Source organism: Kaustia mangrovi (assembly GCF_015482775.1).
In the GTDB taxonomy this organism is placed as follows: Bacteria; Pseudomonadota; Alphaproteobacteria; order Rhizobiales; family Im1; genus Kaustia; species Kaustia mangrovi.
In genome coordinates, this window is the sequence record NZ_CP058214.1 from 4120314 (window position 1) to 4136068 (window position 15755).

The following is a 15755-nucleotide window of genomic DNA, read 5'->3' on the forward strand; positions in this document are numbered from 1 at the left end:
GCTGCGCTCCATCCGTACAGAAAGGGCGCCAGCCCATCGCTCGCAACCGAAGGAACGAGATGACCGTCGCATTGACCTTTCCCGGACAGGGCAGCCAGCAGGTCGGCATGGGCGCGAAGCTCGCCGAAGCGTTTCCCGCCGCGCGCGCCGTCTTCGAGGAAGTCGACGACGCGCTGTCGGAGAAGCTGTCGCAGATCATGTGGGACGGGCCCGACGAGACGCTCACCCTGACGGAGAACGCCCAGCCCGCCCTGATGGCGGTGAGCCTTGCGGTGATGCGCGTTCTGGAAAGCGAGGCGGGGCTCGACCCGGCCCGCGACGTGGCCTTCGTCGCCGGCCACTCGCTGGGCGAGTATTCGGCCCTGGCCGCGGCCGGCTCTTTCACGCTCGCCGACACGGCAAGGCTCCTGCGTACGCGCGGGCGCGCCATGCAGGAGGCGGTGCCGGTCGGCCAGGGCGCCATGGCGGCGGTCCTGGGGCTCGATCTCGACGCGGTCCGCGCGGTCGCGGACGAGGCGGCCGGCGAGGCGGAGGTCTGCCAGGTGGCCAACGACAACGCGCCGGGGCAGGTGGTGGTCTCCGGCTCCGCCCCGGCGGTGGAGCGGGCGGTGTCGCTGGCCAAGGAGCAAGGCGCGCGCCGGGCGATCATGCTGCCGGTGAGCGCACCGTTCCACTGCGCCCTGATGAAGCCGGCGGCGGAGGTCATGGCCGACGCGCTGGAGCAGGTCACGATGAAACCGCCCGCCGTGCCGCTAGTCGCCAATGTCACTGCCGCGGCGCTGGGCGAACCCTACGAGATTCGCATGCGGCTGTGCGAGCAGGTGACGGGCGCTGTGCGCTGGCGCGAGTCGGTGGCCTATATGGCGGAGAACGGCGTCGACCGGTTCTTCGAGATCGGCGCGGGCAAGGTGCTCACCGGGCTTGCCAAGCGCATCGCGTCGGGGGCGACGGCGGCCAATGTGGGGGCGCCTGAGGATATCGGCGCATTCGCCGAGGCCATGCGCGGCTAGTCGCGCGTCTTGACGACCAACAATGTGTCACGAGGGGACTGTTCAGCAATGTTCGACCTGACCGGGAAGTCAGCACTTGTCACCGGGGCGACCGGCGGCATCGGCGCGGCGATCGCGCGCGCGCTCCATGCCCGCGGGGCGACCGTCGCCGTGTCGGGAACCCGCGAGGCGGTTCTCGAGGAGCTCGCGGCGGATCTCGGCAGCCGCACCCATGTCCTGGCCTGCAACCTGGCCGACCGCGAGGCGGTCAAGGGGCTCGTGCCGCTCGCCGAGGAGGCCATGGGCGGCCTCGACATCCTGGTCAACAATGCCGGGCTCACCCGCGACAACCTCGCCATGCGGATGAAGGACGAGGAGTGGGACCAGGTTCTCAACGTCAATCTGACGGCCGGATTCCAGCTCGCGCGCGCCGCGCTCAAGGGCATGATGAAGCGCCGCTTCGGGCGCATTGTGGGCATCACCTCCGTGGTCGGCGTGACCGGCAATGCCGGCCAGTCGAACTATGCCGCCTCCAAGGCGGGGATGATCGGCATGTCGAAGTCGCTCGCCCAGGAGGTCGCAAGCCGCGGCATCACGGTCAACTGCATCGCGCCGGGCTTCATCGCCACCCCGATGACGGAGGCGCTCAACGACCGCCAGCGCGAGGCGATTCTCGGCAATATTCCCTCAAGCAGGCTTGGCGAACCCTCCGAGATCGCCGCCGCGGCGGTCTATCTGGCGAGCGACGAGGCCGGCTACATGACGGGACAGACATTGCACGTCAATGGCGGCATGGCCATGATCTGAGGTACCGTTTTGCACGCTTTCGCGGGGCATGCGCCTTGGGTCTTGGTGATCCGCGGCAATCTGTGATACGAAGCCCGCGGCTTGGCCCCGAATGCTTGCGAAGTGAACCACGGAAGGGGACGTGGAATTTTGGTGGACCTCGCCCGTTGGGGCTTCACTTCACGCAGTCGATCCGTAAAAGAGGCTAATTGAGACCGGCGCGCACGGCGTCGCCTTTGAACTGAGGACCAGAACATGAGTGATATTGCTGAACGGGTGAAGAAGATCGTGGTCGAGCACCTCGGTGTCGAGGCCGACAAGGTTTCCGAGGACGCGAGCTTCATCGACGACCTCGGCGCGGACAGCCTCGACACCGTCGAGCTGGTCATGGCGTTCGAGGAGGAGTTCGGCATCGAGATTCCGGACGACGCGGCCGAAACCATCCAGACTGTCGGCGACGCCGTGAAGTTCATCGAGAAGAATTCCGGCTGAGTGTCGCATCCGGCGGGCCGGCGGGTACGCCGCCGGTCTCCGCGACAGAAAGATTGGACGGTGCGGCGCTCTTCGTTGAAAGCCGTGCCGGTTAGCTGGACTGCCGCCATGTCGGCCCGGTCGACACGGCGGTCACTGGCCACATCCGGGACGGAAATTGTAGAATAAGAGATATGAGAAGGGTCGTCGTAACCGGTCTTGGCATGGTGTCGCCGCTGGCGTGCGGTGTCGAGGAGACGTGGAGCCGGCTGCTCGAGGGCCGTTCCGGCGCCGGGCGCATCGGGAAATTCGAGACGGACGATCTTGCCTGCAAGATCGCCTGCGAGGTGCCGCGCGGCGATGGCAGCGACGCCACCTTCAAGGCCGACGATTGGGTCGACCCCAAGGAGCAGCGCCGGGTCGACGACTTCATCGTCTTCGCGCTCGCCGCGGCCCGCCAGGCGGTCGACGATTCCGGCTGGCGCCCGGAGCGCTACGAGGACCAGATCCGCACCGGCGTGCTCGTGGGGTCGGGGATCGGCGGCCTGCCGGGCATCGAGGAGACCTCCGTCCTCCTGCATGAGCGCGGGCCCCGCCGTGTGAGCCCGTTCTTCATTCCCGGACGGCTGATCAACCTCGCCTCAGGCATGATCTCCATCCAGTACGGTTTCCGCGGTCCGAATCATTCGGTCGTGACCGCCTGCTCGACCGGCGCCCACGCCATTGGCGACGCGGCCCGCCTCATCGGGCTGGGCGATGCGGAGGTGATGCTGGCGGGTGGTGCGGAAGCGGCCATCTCCCGGCTCGGCATCGCCGGTTTCGTGGCCTGCAAGGCGCTCTCCACCCATTTCAACGACGAGCCGGAGAAGGCGTCGCGGCCCTATGACCGCGACCGCGACGGCTTCGTGATGGGCGAGGGTGCCGGCGTCGTGGTGCTCGAGGAGCTCGAGCACGCCAAGGCGCGCGGCGCCAAGATCTATGGCGAGGTCATCGGCTACGGCATGTCCGGCGACGCCTATCATATCACCGCACCGTCGGAAGACGGCGACGGCGCGCTGCGCTCCATGCAGGCCGCCGTCAAGCGGGCCGGTATCTCCGCCCACGACATCGACTATATCAACGCGCACGGCACCTCCACGCCGCTCGGCGACGAGATCGAGCTCGGCGCGGTGGAGAAGCTGATGGGCAACAAGGTCGGCGAGCTGACCATGTCGTCCACCAAATCGGCCGTCGGCCATCTGCTCGGCGCGGCCGGCGCGGTCGAGGCGATCTTCTCGTTGCTCGCCATGCGCGACAATATGGCGCCGCCCACCCTCAATCTCGACAATCCGTCGGTCACGACGGAGATCGATCTGGTGCCCGGCACCCCGCGCCCCATGGAGATCAACACAGTTCTGTCCAATTCCTTTGGTTTTGGTGGAACCAACGCGTCTTTGATCTTCAGGCGCCTCGATCACTGAAGCCCGGGGCGGACGTCCCGCCATGTGCTGCGGCGGGGCAGTGCGGGGCCGAGCGCCCGCGTCCTGTGTCCAGCCGGGCGCGATCGGGGTATGCTGGATCGCACGGCCCTGAACCGGGAACGGAGTCCGGGCCGACGATCCAAACCGCTTCGGAGGGCTGGGACGACAGGCCCCGCGCCTGAACGCCGTGCCAGCCGCTCCAATGCCTGGGAGGAACGGGACCCGTGCCGCACGACCAGCTCAAACCGCCCCGCAAGCGCCGCCGCAGGTCGCTGCGGTCCGCGGCCGCGACCCTGTTCGCCTTTGCCATCCTCGCCATCGCGACGGCCGCCGCGGTGTTTCTCTACGGCAAGTGGAAGTTCGAGGAGCCCGGGCCGCTCGCCCAGGAGGCGACCGTCGTCATCGACCGGGGGCTCGGCACGGCGCGCATCGCCCGGCGCCTGGAAGAGGCCGGTGCGATCTCCGATGCCCGGCTGTTCCTGGTCGCCGCCGTCGCCACCGACAAGGCCGGGCGCCTCAAGGCTGGCGAATACAGCTTTCCCGCCGGCGCCAGCATGGCCTCCGTGATGGACAAGCTCGCCAAGGGCAAGGCCATTGCGCGCAAGCTCACCATTCCCGAAGGCCTCACCAGCGCGCAGATCGTGGAGCGGGTGCGCGCCGAACCGGCGCTCACCGGCGAGATCGGGACCGTTCCCGACGAGGGCACGCTGCTGCCGGAAACCTATCACTTCCAGCGCGGCGACGACCGCCAGGCCCTGATCGACCGGATGAGGGCGGCGCACGATACCCTGCTTGAGAAGCTCTGGTCGCAGCGCGACACCTCCATTCCCGTCGAAACGCCGGAAGAGGCGGTGATCCTCGCCTCCATCGTGGAGAAGGAGACAGGCATCCCGGAAGAGCGCCCGGAGGTCGCGGCGGTGTTCCACAACCGGCTGAAGCGCGGGATGCGGCTTCAGTCCGACCCGACGATCATCTACGGCATTTCCGGCGGCGACGGCCCCCTGGACCGGCCGCTCACCAAGAGCGATATCGACGAGAAGACCGACTACAACACCTATCAGATCGACGGCCTGCCGCCGACGCCGATCGCCAATCCGGGCCGGGCCGCGCTCGAGGCGGTGGTGAAGCCCGCCGACACCAAGGCGCTCTATTTCGTCGCCGACGGCACCGGCGGCCATGTCTTCGCCAATACGCTGGCCGAACACCGCAGGAATGTCGGCAAGTGGCGCAAGATCGAGAAGGAGTTGAGGCTCGAGGCGGAGAAGGCCGAAGCGGCTGCCGCAGAGGCGGAGGCCGAGGCGTCGGCTGACGAGGCGGCAGCCGCCAGCGATAACGACGCCGACGTGGCCGATGACAGCGCCGCCGCGCCAGCTTCCGAGACCGTCGCGCCCGACGACAAGCCCGTGCCGCAGGCCGAGATCGCCGCCCTGGAGCCGGCATCGCAGGGCACCGACGCGGAGGATGCGTCGGTGGAGACCGATGACGCCTCGGCCTCGACCGGGGCGCCGGAGGCCGCCGGCAACGCGGAGGATGCCGACGAAGCCGACGGGAAGACGGCGGCGAGCACGGCCGGGTCCGTCCCCCTGCCGCGCCCCAAGCCCGCCCGGCCGGCGCAATAAGCCGCAGGCCCTGTCGGTTCCCGCACGAGTACGAATATGCGCGATGGGCCTGCCCTTGGACGGGCTAGCCGGAGCGTTGAAAGCTCTGTCGCTTTTCATGAGTTGAACAGGATGGTATCCGAAAAGTGCGTACACTTTTCGGCATCATGCTCTAGAGTGGCGCCGCACCGGGCGATTCCGGCGGGGGGCCGCCGTCGCTCATTGTCCGTCATTCAACGAAACGATCCCCATGACCCTATCGAGCATGACCGGTTTCGCGCGTGCCGACGGCGCGGATGGCGATTTCAGATGGCACTGGGAGGTCCGCTCGGTCAACGGCAAGGGGCTCGACGCGCGCTCCCGCCTGCCGGCCGGCTACGAGCGGCTGGAGGTGGAGGTGCGGGCTGCCGTGGCGCGTCATCTCAATCGCGGCAACTGCCAGATCGGCCTCCAGATCGACAGAACGGGCGGGGGCGCGGACCTCGTCGTCAACGAAGCGGCGCTGGAGCGCGTGCTCGCCGTCGTGGAGCGGCTGAAGGGGCGCGTGGAGGCCGAACCGCCGAGGCTCGACGGCCTTCTGTCCCTGCGCGGCGTGCTGGAGCTGGCGGATACGGAAGAGGACGAGGCCGACCGCGAGCGGCGCGACGGCCTCCTGATCGAGACACTGAACGAGGCGCTCGCCGCCCTCGTCGCCGCGCGTGCGAGCGAGGGGGCGGAGCTTGAGCGCGTGCTCGGCGAGCAGATCGACACCATAGAACGCCTCGCGCGGGATGCGCGCGACTGCCCGGCAGCGACGCCGGAGGCCATCAGGGCGCGCCTCGAAGACCAGATCGCGCGGCTCATGGACACCGGTGCCGACCTCGATGCGGACCGCCTCCACCAGGAGGCCATGCTGCTTGCCGCGCGCGCCGACATCACCGAGGAGATCGACCGGCTCCTCGCCCATATCGAGGCGGCGCGCGCCCTGATCTCCGGCGATGGCCCGGCCGGGCGGCGCCTCGATTTCCTGGCCCAGGAGTTCAACCGCGAGGCCAATACCATTTGTTCGAAGTCCAACGACCGGGCGCTCACCGCCATCGGCCTGGAGCTGAAGGCGGTGATCGACCGGATGCGCGAGCAGGTCCAGAACATTGAGTGATACGAAAGACAAGGCCGCGACGAACAAGGGCGCCATTGCGCGCCGGGGATTGATGCTCGTCCTGTCGTCGCCGTCCGGGGCGGGCAAGTCGACCCTGTCGCGCCTTCTGGTCGACGAGGAGAAGCAGAGCGGGCAGCCCTTTCACCTGTCCGTCTCGGTCACCACGCGCGAGAAGCGGCCGAGCGAGGTGGAGGGCGTGCACTACCAGTTCATTTCCAGGGACCGCTTCGCGGCGATGCGCGACCGCGGCGACCTGCTCGAATGGGCGGAGGTGCACGGCAATTTCTACGGCACGCCGCGCGATCCGGTCGAGGAGGCACTGAAGAGCGGGCGCGACGTGCTGTTCGACATAGACTGGCAGGGCACGCTGCAGCTCTATGAGCAGATGCGCGAAGATGTCGTCTCCGTCTTCATCCTGCCGCCCTCCATCGCTGAGCTCAAGGCGCGGCTCGAACGGCGCGCGGAGGATTCCGACGATGTCATCACCCGCCGCCTCGCCGGCGCCAAGGCGGAGATGGAGCACTGGTCGGAATACGACTATGTGGTCGTCAACACGGATGTGGAGCAGGCCTTCAAGGGCGTGAAGGCCATCCTCGACGCCGAGCGCCTGAAACGTGTGCGGCGTCCGGGACTTGCCGATTTCGTGCGCCAGCTTCAGGACGATCTGTAGGACGCGTTCGCTTTCCATCGCCGCGAAAGCGGCATAGCGGATGCCCGCAGGACGGTGTTGCCGGGCCCTGTTGGCTATTCAGTCCGCATGCAGCACCTGCTTTCCGTCATCCCCGCGCAAGCGGGGATCCATTTGCGGAACCAGAACGGTGGATCCCCGTTTGCGCGGGGATGACGGACAAGGAGGCCGGTCCGAGACCCGGAAACAGGCGTCTGCTCGAGTTGCAAGGCCAACAGGGCCCGGCAACAAGCCCCGGAACCGCATATATCCGTGTGATGTGTGCCGGCGGTCCTCAACCGGATGGCGATGGGCTCGACCAGGCCATTCATCGGGCTGATCCGAAATCGCCCTATTCGGGCTCCGGGTGCTCTTTTGCATCGGGGCCGGAGAGCTCGTGGAGGGCGCGGGCCATCGCGCAGAACTGTGCCACGGTCACCTGCTCGGCGCGTTCCGTCGCGGCGATGCCGGCGCGCTCCAGGAGGGCTTCGGGCTGCGGCCAGGCGGCCTTGAGGCTGGAGCGCAGCATCTTGCGGCGCTGGCCGAAGGCGGCCGCCGTCACGCGGGCGAGCGCGGCGATATCGCCGACGGGCTCCGGACTGCTGCGCGGCACGAGCTGGACGACGGTCGAGGTGACCTTGGGCGGCGGCGTGAAGGCCTTCGGGCTGACATCGAACAGGGCGCGCACCTCGCAGCGCCATTGGGCAAGGACGCCCAGACGGCCATAGGTCTTGCTGCCCGGCGGCGCGGCGAGCCGTTCGGCGACCTCGCGCTGGAACATCAGCGTCATCGACTGGTACCAGGGCGGCCAGGGCTCCGCACGCAGCCAGCCGACCAGCAGCGGCGTCGCGATATTGTAGGGCAGGTTGGCGACGATGCGGGCCGGCCCCGAGACATGGTTTGCCGCATCGACGGCGAGCGCGTCGCCCTCGATCACCTCCAGCCGGCCGTCCCCGTAGTGGTCGGCGAGCTCTGAGAGCGCGGCGATGCAGCGCCGGTCGCGCTCGATGGCGACCACGCGCGCAGCGCCCTCGGCGAGCAGGGCCCGCGTCAGGCCACCGGGGCCGGGGCCGACCTCCACGACCGTCACGCCGTCGAGCGGTCCCGCCGCGCGCGCAATGCGGCCGGTGAGGTTCAGGTCGAGCAGGAAGTTCTGGCCGAGGCTCTTGCGGGCCGTCAGCCCATGGCGCGCGATCACGTCGCGCAAGGGAGAGAGGTCCGTGCCCATGGTGCGCGCTATCGGCCGGCGGCTGAGATGCTGCCGCGATGCGCCGCGACGGCCATGTCGCGAGCGGCCCTCAGGGCGGCCACGAGGCTCGACGGATTGGCACCGCCCGTGCCGGCCAGCGCCAGGGCTGTGCCGTGGTCCGGCGAGGTGCGCAGGAAGGGCAGGCCGAGCGTACAGTTCACCCCGTCGTGGAAGCCCAGCATCTTGACCGGGATCAGCGCCTGGTCGTGATACATGCACATGCACACATCGTAGGTCGCCCGGGCCTCCTCGTGGAACACCGTATCGGCGGGAAGCGGGCCTCGGACGTCGAGGCCGTCCGCGCGGAGCCGCTCGAGCGCGGGCTCGACGATGTCGCGCTCCTCCGTGCCGAGGCTTCCGTTCTCGCCGGCATGGGGGTTGAGGCCGGTGACCGCGATGCGCGGGCGGGGAATGGCGAAGCTGCGGGCGAGGTCGCGCGCGACGATACGCGTCTGGGCGACGATCGCCTCGGCGGTGAGCGCCCCGGGAATGTCCTTCACGGGGATGTGGATCGTGACCGGAACGGTCCTGAGCCCCTGGGCCATGAGCATCATGACGGGGTCGGCCTCGCGGCCGGCCGCGCGCGCGAGCTCGGCCAGGAACTCCGTGTGCCCGGGATGGCGGAAGCCCGCGCCGTAGAGCACATGCTTGTGGATCGGATTGGTGACGACGGCGGAGACCTCGCCGTCGAGCGCGAGCGCCACGGCGCGCTCTATGGCCTCCAGAACGAGGCCCGCATTGCGCGGATCGAGCGTGCCGGCCGTTACAGGCGCCGCCGCGGCGAGGGGCAGCACGGGCAGGGCGCCGCCGGAGAGCGCCAGCGCGGCCATGGGGCTGTCGACACGCTCCACCGTCACATCGAGGCCGAGGGCGCAAGCGCGCCGGACAAGCACGTCCGGATCGCCGACGACCAGGAGCGGCGGCAGGCTCAGCTCCGCGCGGCGCGCCCAGGCGGTCACGGTGATGTCGGGGCCGATGCCGGCGGGCTCGCCCATGGTCACCGCCACGGGAGCCTCGGTGGATGTCATGGTGTCATTCCGCCCATGGGAACGGCCCGGCTCAAGCCTCAGGGCTTGTAGGACGGGACCTTGTAGTCGACGAAGGCGTTGCGCTTGATGTCGCGCAGATACCGGTCGCCATACATGCCATAGCGTTCGTTGACGAGCATGTTCTCCACCTGGTCGCGGCTGATCGGCGGCGGCGCGATGGAGCGGCGCGCGCAGAACGCGATGAGCTGGACGCCGCTCTTGGCCCGGTTCGGTCCGACGACCTTGCCCGGCCCGACCTTGTCCAGCGCCTGCTTGAGCGGCTTCGGCAGCTTGTCCGGCGGAACGTCGACCGGATTTCGGATCTGCACGTTGAAGATGCCCGACGCGGCCTCGCGCGTGTTGGAGCAGTCTGTGAACCGCTGCATGATGCGCTGCGCCTCCACGAAGCGGGCATAGACGAGCTGGTCGTTGGAGGCGGCATTGGCGTCGAGCGGGAGCTGGATCTCCTGCAGCCTGTAGGCCGTGCGCGGCTGGCGGGCGGGATCCTCGTTGATGGCCTTCAGACGGCGGTCGATCTCGCCATCGTCGACCTCCACATTGATATTGTAGCGCGCGTTCAGGATGCGGTTCCAGGTGAGGTTGGCCTCGATCCGCCGCTTGAGGGTGCCGATATTGATGCCGTTCTTGCTGAGGCGCGCCTTCAGGCCGTCGACGCTCGTGCCGCTGGAGGCGGCCATGCGCGCCAGTGTGGCATCGACCTGCTGGTCGGAGACGGAGACCTGCAGGCGTTCGGCCTCGACACGCTTGAGCATGTCCTCGATGAGCTCCTGCAGCGTCGCCTTGCGCTGTTGCTCGGTGCTGCCGCCGGAGGTGAAGCCCAGGATGCTGTTGAGCTTCATGCGCTGATCGATGTCGTAGTCGGTGATCGGCTGGTCGTTGACCACCGCGACCACGCGCTGGCCGCTCTGGGCGTTGGCGATGCCGGGAACGGCGAGGATTGCGGCAACGATCATGCACAGCAGGATCGATGACTTCAGGGATGTCGGTATCATTGTTCTCGTTTCGAGCCTTTTCCACCAGAAAGGCGCATCGCTCGGTTCCCCATCAGCGGCACCGTCCAGACCATGGGTGCCACAAAGGCCGGGGCGGATGCAACTGTTCCCTCCCTCATGCGCGCTTTTGGATCAGTCCACGCTGGTGCTGACACCGGCTCCGCCGAGAGTGCGGAAATCGACCGAGAGCAGGATGGAGCGGTCGGGCTCGACATCGCGGTCGCTGGTGAAATCCTCCTCGTAGGCGAGGCTCACCGACATGCAGTCGCAATCCCAGCCGATTCCCACCAGATTGCGCAGCTTGCGGTCCTCTTCGAGGTCGTAGCGGAAGCCGCCGAAGATCCGCCAGCCGTCGAACAGGTCCACCGAGGCCGACGCCCAGATCTGTTCGCTGGTGTCGACCCGGCCATAGGAGGGCGCGCGGGCGACATCCACATAGTTCACCGACGCGGTCAGCCAGTCGAACCGCGTGACGAGGCCGATCTCCTGGGCATTGACGTCCAGCGTCTTGTCGTCGAACCGGGCGGAGTAGGTCATCCGGATGTTCTCGATCGGCTGCAGGGCGAGCCCGGCGACGAAATCGGATGTACTGCCCTCCAGGCCGGACCCCACGGTGAAGCTGTTCCGTCCGGCGAGGTGGAAAGACTGGCCGAAGCTGAACTTCGCGAAGCCGCCGCTGTTGGTGAGCAGCGTGTAGACAAAGCCGAGATTGGCGCGCGTGCCGCCCTCGTAGCGGTCGAGGCCGGTGAAGCGGTCATGCAGGAACAGGTTGGTGTGATCGAGGTTGAAGGTGATCGAATCCTCGTTCGGGAGACGGTCCGTATCGTACTCGTTCACCGACGCGATAACCTGCGCGACGGGCTCGAAGACATGCTGGCCGAGCGCGTCGCTACGCACGAACGGCCAGCGCAGGTCGAGCCCGGCGCTCGGCAGCAGGCGGCCCGTCACCTCCTCGTCGCGCAAGCCCCCGGCACGCCAGCGTCGGGCACCTTGTCGGTGTAATAGACGTCGCCGCGCAGATTGGCGAAGGGCGTGATCACCTGGCCCATATTGGTAACCATGCGGCGCTTCCAGTGCGCCTGGGTGACGACGCGGGTCGCCTCCGTTCCCTGGTCCACCGTGGCGTAGGGAACGGTCGGGTCGTCGCGGTGCAGGCTGTAGATATTGGTGTCGACACCGAACTCGCCGCCCAGCACCGGCTGGTCGAATGTGAAGCTGTGGCGGATCGACGGCGCCACATAGGGCGTCGTGTCGGAATCGTCGTTCTTCAGCAGGCCGCGGAAATGATAGGCGGCGGCGTTGAAGTAGTTCCGGTCGTCGATGCCGGTCAGATAGACCTGGCTGGTCAGCTGCGTGCGGCTGTCGATCTTGTAGCGCCGCATGAAGGTGTCGTCGGTCGTCGCCGTGATATCCCAGCCCCAGTTCCAGCGCTCGTTGATGCGGAAGTCGCCCTCGGTGCGCACGAAGCCGCGGAAGTGCCGGTCGCCCGGCGCCTCGATATCGGTGTCGAGCTGGTAGATGCCGCCGGCATCGATGGAATATTCGCCGTCCTCCAGCCTGTGGCGCCATTCCGCGCGCAGGAGCGGGCCCTGCTTGGTGGTCAGCGTCGGCCGGAAGGTGATGTCGTAGTTCGGCGCGAGCGCCCAGTAATAGGGCACCTCGAGTCCGAAACCGTATTCGCTGGAGGTGATGAGGCGCGGCGTCAGGAAGCCCGACTGGCGTTTGACCGTGGGATCGGCGTGCCAGAATGTCGGGGCATAGGCCACAGGCACGCCGAACATCTCGAATGTCGCGTCCTTGTGGGTGATGGTGTGCTCGTTCTCGTCGTGGACGGCCTCGCGCGACTTGATCTGCCAGACCGGCGTGCCGTCGCGCATGACGCAGGCATTGCAGGCCGTGTAGGCCACGCGCTCATAGACCGTGATGCCGCCTTCCTGCCGTTGCGCGTAGTCGGCGGTCAGCACGGCGCGATTGGTCAGGAGCAGCTTGAGGTGCTCCGCGAAGCCTTCCCGGAACCGGTTGCGCAGCTCCGCGATGTCGGCGAGCAGCATGTTGCCGTTCGGCTCGCGCAGCATGATGTCGCCATTGGCCCGGAGCGTGTCGTTGCGCTTGTCGTAGACGACCTTGGTGGCGTTCAGGACATAGGGGCCGTAGGTGATCTTCACCAGGCCGGTCGCGGTCGCGATCTCGCGGCGACTGTCATAGGTGATCTTGTCGGCGACGACATTGACGGGTGAGCCCTCCGGCGGCGCGCCGAGTTCCGGGTTCACACCCTGGGCATTGGCCGCCGGAACGGCGAGGGGGGTGAGAAAGGAGCCGGCGAGTAGGGCGGCGCCAAGCGGCACGAGCGCGCGCCGGCAAACGGCGGCAACCGCCCCCCCGCCCGTCTCCGGGCGGCGATTCGGCTGCGATGCGGACCGTTTTCCACCTGCTGCCTGCTGTCCCTTCAGGAGCCGCATCCCCTCGCTTCACTCTGATACGCGCTCGACCGTTCCCGCAGATCCCCGCTGACGGCCGACCGGATACTGAACGTCGACTAACCCGCAACGCCGGGCGCGCCCCGCCCTCCAAGCCCCGTGGCGATGGCGAGTCACGACCGGTCGAGGATTTGTAGCCTGTCCGGTCGCCCCAAGACCAGAAGAATCAGATGTGGAAAAGATATTGGTGGATGAAGTGTTACCCGGTGAACGCACCCCTCAGGCCGTGTCGCGGGGCATGGTCGGGATGACCCAGTCGCGCGCGTTCCGCTCGGTGCCGACATATTCCGGCCAGCGGAAATCGACGGGCGGATCGTAGTCGCACAGGGGCGCGATCCAGCGCTCGCCGCCGATTCCCCCGCCCGTGCGCGCCTCGAACTCCGCCTGCGCCTCTCCAAGGAGGCCATTGTCGCCGAGGAGGTCGAGAACCGTGGCCGAGATCGTCTTCGCGGCGGTCTCGATCATCGGGTCGATGCAGGGGGAGAGGCCACCGAGCGCGTTCATCACCCAGGCGGGATAGCCGGGCCGGTCCGGGGCCGGCGCGAGCGCGGGCCTGCCGATATAGAGCCTGACCGTCGGCGCGTGCCAGCAATATTCCGTATAGTCGTCGGAGGTGAAGTGCGTCTGGCTGGGCGGCAGGATTTCCCGCAATTGCCGTTCCGCCTCCTCCGGTGCCATCAGCTCGGAGATCGCCGGCAGGAACGGCTCCTCCATCGGCGCCATGCCCAGATTGCGCTGGATCTCGCGGGCAAGGTCCGCCGCGTCGCCGTCGAAGCGTGGCGCGCCCACGGCCTCGAGATTGGCGTATGTGGCGCGCGCCAGCGCATGGTTGGCAAGGCCCGGCCGCGACTTCGACACCCAGTCCCGCCGCCAGGAGCAGTGGGCGAGCTGCGCCGCGCTCTGCGCGTAGTGGTCGAGCCCCTTCGCGATGTGCTCGGCCATGGCGAGGTCGGGCACGCGCATCAGATACATGATCTGCGCCATGCCGGCGGGCAGGTTGTCCGCGGTCGCCTGGCCGGCATTGAGGATCGCCTCGTTCATCGACCAGCTCACCCCCGTGCCGGCGAGATGCTCCTTGAGCGCCTTGCCGGAGAGATACATCTGCACGACCGCGTCGTTCGCGCCGGGCGCGCGCGGCTCGGCGTGGGAGGCGGGGATCGGCGAGGTGCTGCCCGCCGCCAGCCAGCTTTCCGGCTCCTCGCAGGCGAAGGTGTAGACCATCGCGTAGGCCGCGCCGCAATGGGTGTCCCAGCGCACCGTGTTGCACAGGGGCAGCATGTAGAAGGGGTGGAAGCTGATCGCGGCGTCGAGCGCGTCGTAATAGCCGCGAGCGGCGTGGATGGGCTTGGAGCCGCGCACCTTCTCCGCGGGCTCGCCGAAGAAGACGAGCCGTCCGCCGATGCCGCGCGCCTCCATGGCGGCCTTGGCGGCGAGGAAGCCGGCGAGCGAGCCCATGCCGAGGGCGGAATGCGGGTCGGTGTGCCCGCCGGCATGGACGGAGAGCCCGTCGCGCGGGCGCTTGACGGTATCGGCCGCCTGGCAGTTGCCCGGTACGCCGTCATATTCCGCATAGCCGCCGATGGTGGGTCCCGCCCCGTTCTCCCAGCGCGCGCAGAACGCCGTCGGCATGCCGCCGGAGCCGCGCTCCACGGTGAAGCCATGGGCCTCCAGAAGGTCGGCATACCAGGCCGCGGAGCGGTATTCGCGCCACGCCGTCTCGCCGAACTCCCAGATGGTCCGGTTCCACTCAGACCATGCCGGCCGGTTCTCCTCCACCCAGGAAAAGGCCAGATCCTTGCCCGCCGTCATGCGCGCCTCCACCGATGTCGCTGCTTGTGGCGGTCATGTTGATTGAATAAGTCTTGGCGAAAAAGTGAAAAGACCGGGCATAATCGGCAAACGGAATTCAACAATGGGGTAGGGTATGCGTCCTCCATCGATGAACGCGCTGAGAGCCTTCGAGGCGGCCGCCCGCCTCGGCTCGGTGTCCCGGGCGGCGGGCGAGCTCAATCTCACCCGCTCCGCGATCAGCCACCAGCTCAGGCTCCTGGAGCAGGATCTGGAGGTGAAGCTCGTCAAGCGCGAGGGGCGCGGCATCGCGCTCACCGCCGCCGGGCGGCGCTATGCCCGTCAGGTGGAGCGGGCGCTGAGGCTGCTGCGCGAACGGCCCGCCGCCGTCGACATGCCGGCGCTGACCGGCAGCCTGGCGATCAGTTGCGTGCCGGGCTTCGCGAGCTTCTGGCTGTGCCGCCAGATCGGCGATTTCCACGCGACCTATCCCGACATCCAGCTCCGGATCGTGACGCCGCGCGCGCTGGGCGACGTGGTGGGGCCGGCGGCCGACATCTATATCGCCTTCGGCCATGGCGACTGGCCGGACCGCTGGGTGGAGCACCTGACGGGGCTGGAGTTCTTCCCCGCCTGCTCGCCCGGGCTCCTCAACAAGGTGGGTGGCCTCAACACGCCGGAGGATCTCGCCCGCTGCACGCTATTGCATCTGGTGGACCCGACGGACTGGCGGCGCTGGTTGGCGGCCGCACGGGTGCGCGGGGTCGATCCGGATGGCGGCGTCATGTTCTCCGACATCCATCTCGCCATGTCCGCGGCGATGGCGGGGCAGGGGATCATCATCGGCGACGCGCTGGTCTGCGGCGAGGCTCTGCGGCAGGGACATCTCATCCGCCCCTTCGCCCAGACGGTCAGCGGCACGGGCGACTACTATCTCGTCGCCGAGCACGACGTGGTCGACCGCCCCGAGATCGTGGTGTTCCAGACATGGCTGCGCGACCGGCTCACAGAGGATCTCGGCACGATGCTGCCGCCGAAGGGCCAGACGCCGTGAGCCGGCCGGCGGGTCAATTGTTGAATTCTATTTGCCG

Annotated in this window: 14 protein-coding genes; 8 read left to right on the top strand and 6 right to left on the bottom strand. The window is 68.1% G+C overall.

From position 1 onward, the window contains the following. Positions 1-59 precede the first annotated feature (59 nt). From fabD to gmk, 7 genes are all read left to right on the top strand, one after another. A complete protein-coding gene (fabD, locus tag HW532_RS19535; RefSeq protein WP_213162063.1) occupies positions 60-1010 on the top strand; it encodes an ACP S-malonyltransferase in 951 nt (316 codons plus the stop codon). Positions 1011-1058: 48 nt separating this feature from the next. Then, the gene (gene fabG / locus HW532_RS19540) at positions 1059-1796 is read left to right on the top strand and encodes a 3-oxoacyl-[acyl-carrier-protein] reductase (RefSeq protein ID WP_213162064.1); all 738 of its coding nucleotides are present in this window, start codon (positions 1059-1061) and stop codon (positions 1794-1796) included. A 234-nt stretch (positions 1797-2030) separates the two neighbouring features. After that, positions 2031-2267 carry an acyl carrier protein gene (locus HW532_RS19545; RefSeq protein ID WP_213162065.1) on the top strand — a complete coding sequence of 79 codons (237 nt, stop codon included), beginning with the start codon at positions 2031-2033 and terminating at the stop codon, positions 2265-2267. A 173-nt stretch (positions 2268-2440) separates the two neighbouring features. After that, positions 2441-3706, top strand: coding sequence for a beta-ketoacyl-ACP synthase II (gene fabF, locus HW532_RS19550; protein ID WP_213162066.1), 1266 nt, complete (start codon positions 2441-2443; stop codon positions 3704-3706). 224 nt (positions 3707-3930) lie between these two features. Beyond that, a complete protein-coding gene (mltG, locus tag HW532_RS19555; protein WP_213162067.1) occupies positions 3931-5325 on the top strand; it encodes an endolytic transglycosylase MltG in 1395 nt (464 codons plus the stop codon). Positions 5326-5554: 229 nt separating this feature from the next. Then, a complete protein-coding gene (locus HW532_RS19560; protein ID WP_213162068.1) occupies positions 5555-6442 on the top strand; it encodes a YicC/YloC family endoribonuclease in 888 nt (295 codons plus the stop codon). A gap of 52 nt (positions 6443-6494) precedes the next feature. Beyond that, positions 6495-7112 (top strand): guanylate kinase, encoded by a 618-nt coding sequence (gene gmk / locus HW532_RS19565; RefSeq protein ID WP_213164658.1) that lies wholly within the window; start codon positions 6495-6497, stop codon positions 7110-7112. Between the two features lie 349 nt (positions 7113-7461). On the opposite strand, the gene rsmA is transcribed toward gmk, so the two are convergent. The 6 genes from rsmA to HW532_RS19595 form a co-directional block, all read right to left on the bottom strand. Further along, positions 7462-8337, bottom strand: a complete 876-nt coding sequence (gene rsmA, locus HW532_RS19570) for a 16S rRNA (adenine(1518)-N(6)/adenine(1519)-N(6))-dimethyltransferase RsmA (RefSeq protein ID WP_213162069.1) — start codon at positions 8335-8337, stop codon at positions 7462-7464. An 8-nt stretch (positions 8338-8345) separates the two neighbouring features. After that, complete coding sequence (gene pdxA, locus HW532_RS19575) at positions 8346-9386, bottom strand: 4-hydroxythreonine-4-phosphate dehydrogenase PdxA (RefSeq protein WP_213162070.1); 1041 nt, start codon at positions 9384-9386, stop codon at positions 8346-8348. Positions 9387-9424: 38 nt separating this feature from the next. After that, positions 9425-10399 carry a SurA N-terminal domain-containing protein gene (locus HW532_RS19580; protein WP_213162071.1) on the bottom strand — a complete coding sequence of 325 codons (975 nt, stop codon included), beginning with the start codon at positions 10397-10399 and terminating at the stop codon, positions 9425-9427. A gap of 132 nt (positions 10400-10531) precedes the next feature. Next, the gene (locus HW532_RS22395) at positions 10532-11362 is read right to left on the bottom strand and encodes an LPS-assembly protein LptD (RefSeq protein ID WP_213162072.1); all 831 of its coding nucleotides are present in this window, start codon (positions 11360-11362) and stop codon (positions 10532-10534) included. Further along, a complete protein-coding gene (locus HW532_RS22400; protein WP_213162073.1) occupies positions 11344-12744 on the bottom strand; it encodes an LPS-assembly protein LptD in 1401 nt (466 codons plus the stop codon). Before HW532_RS22400 ends, HW532_RS22395 begins: the two co-directional genes overlap by 19 nt. 351 nt (positions 12745-13095) lie before the next feature. Then, positions 13096-14685 carry a zinc-binding metallopeptidase family protein gene (locus HW532_RS19595; protein ID WP_213162074.1) on the bottom strand — a complete coding sequence of 530 codons (1590 nt, stop codon included), beginning with the start codon at positions 14683-14685 and terminating at the stop codon, positions 13096-13098. 130 nt (positions 14686-14815) lie between these two features. Between HW532_RS19595 and HW532_RS19600 the strand changes: the two genes are divergently transcribed. After that, positions 14816-15718: a LysR substrate-binding domain-containing protein gene (locus HW532_RS19600; RefSeq protein ID WP_246479321.1), complete on the top strand. Its 903-nt coding sequence runs from the start codon at positions 14816-14818 to the stop codon at positions 15716-15718. The last annotated feature ends 37 nt before the right edge of the window (positions 15719-15755 follow it).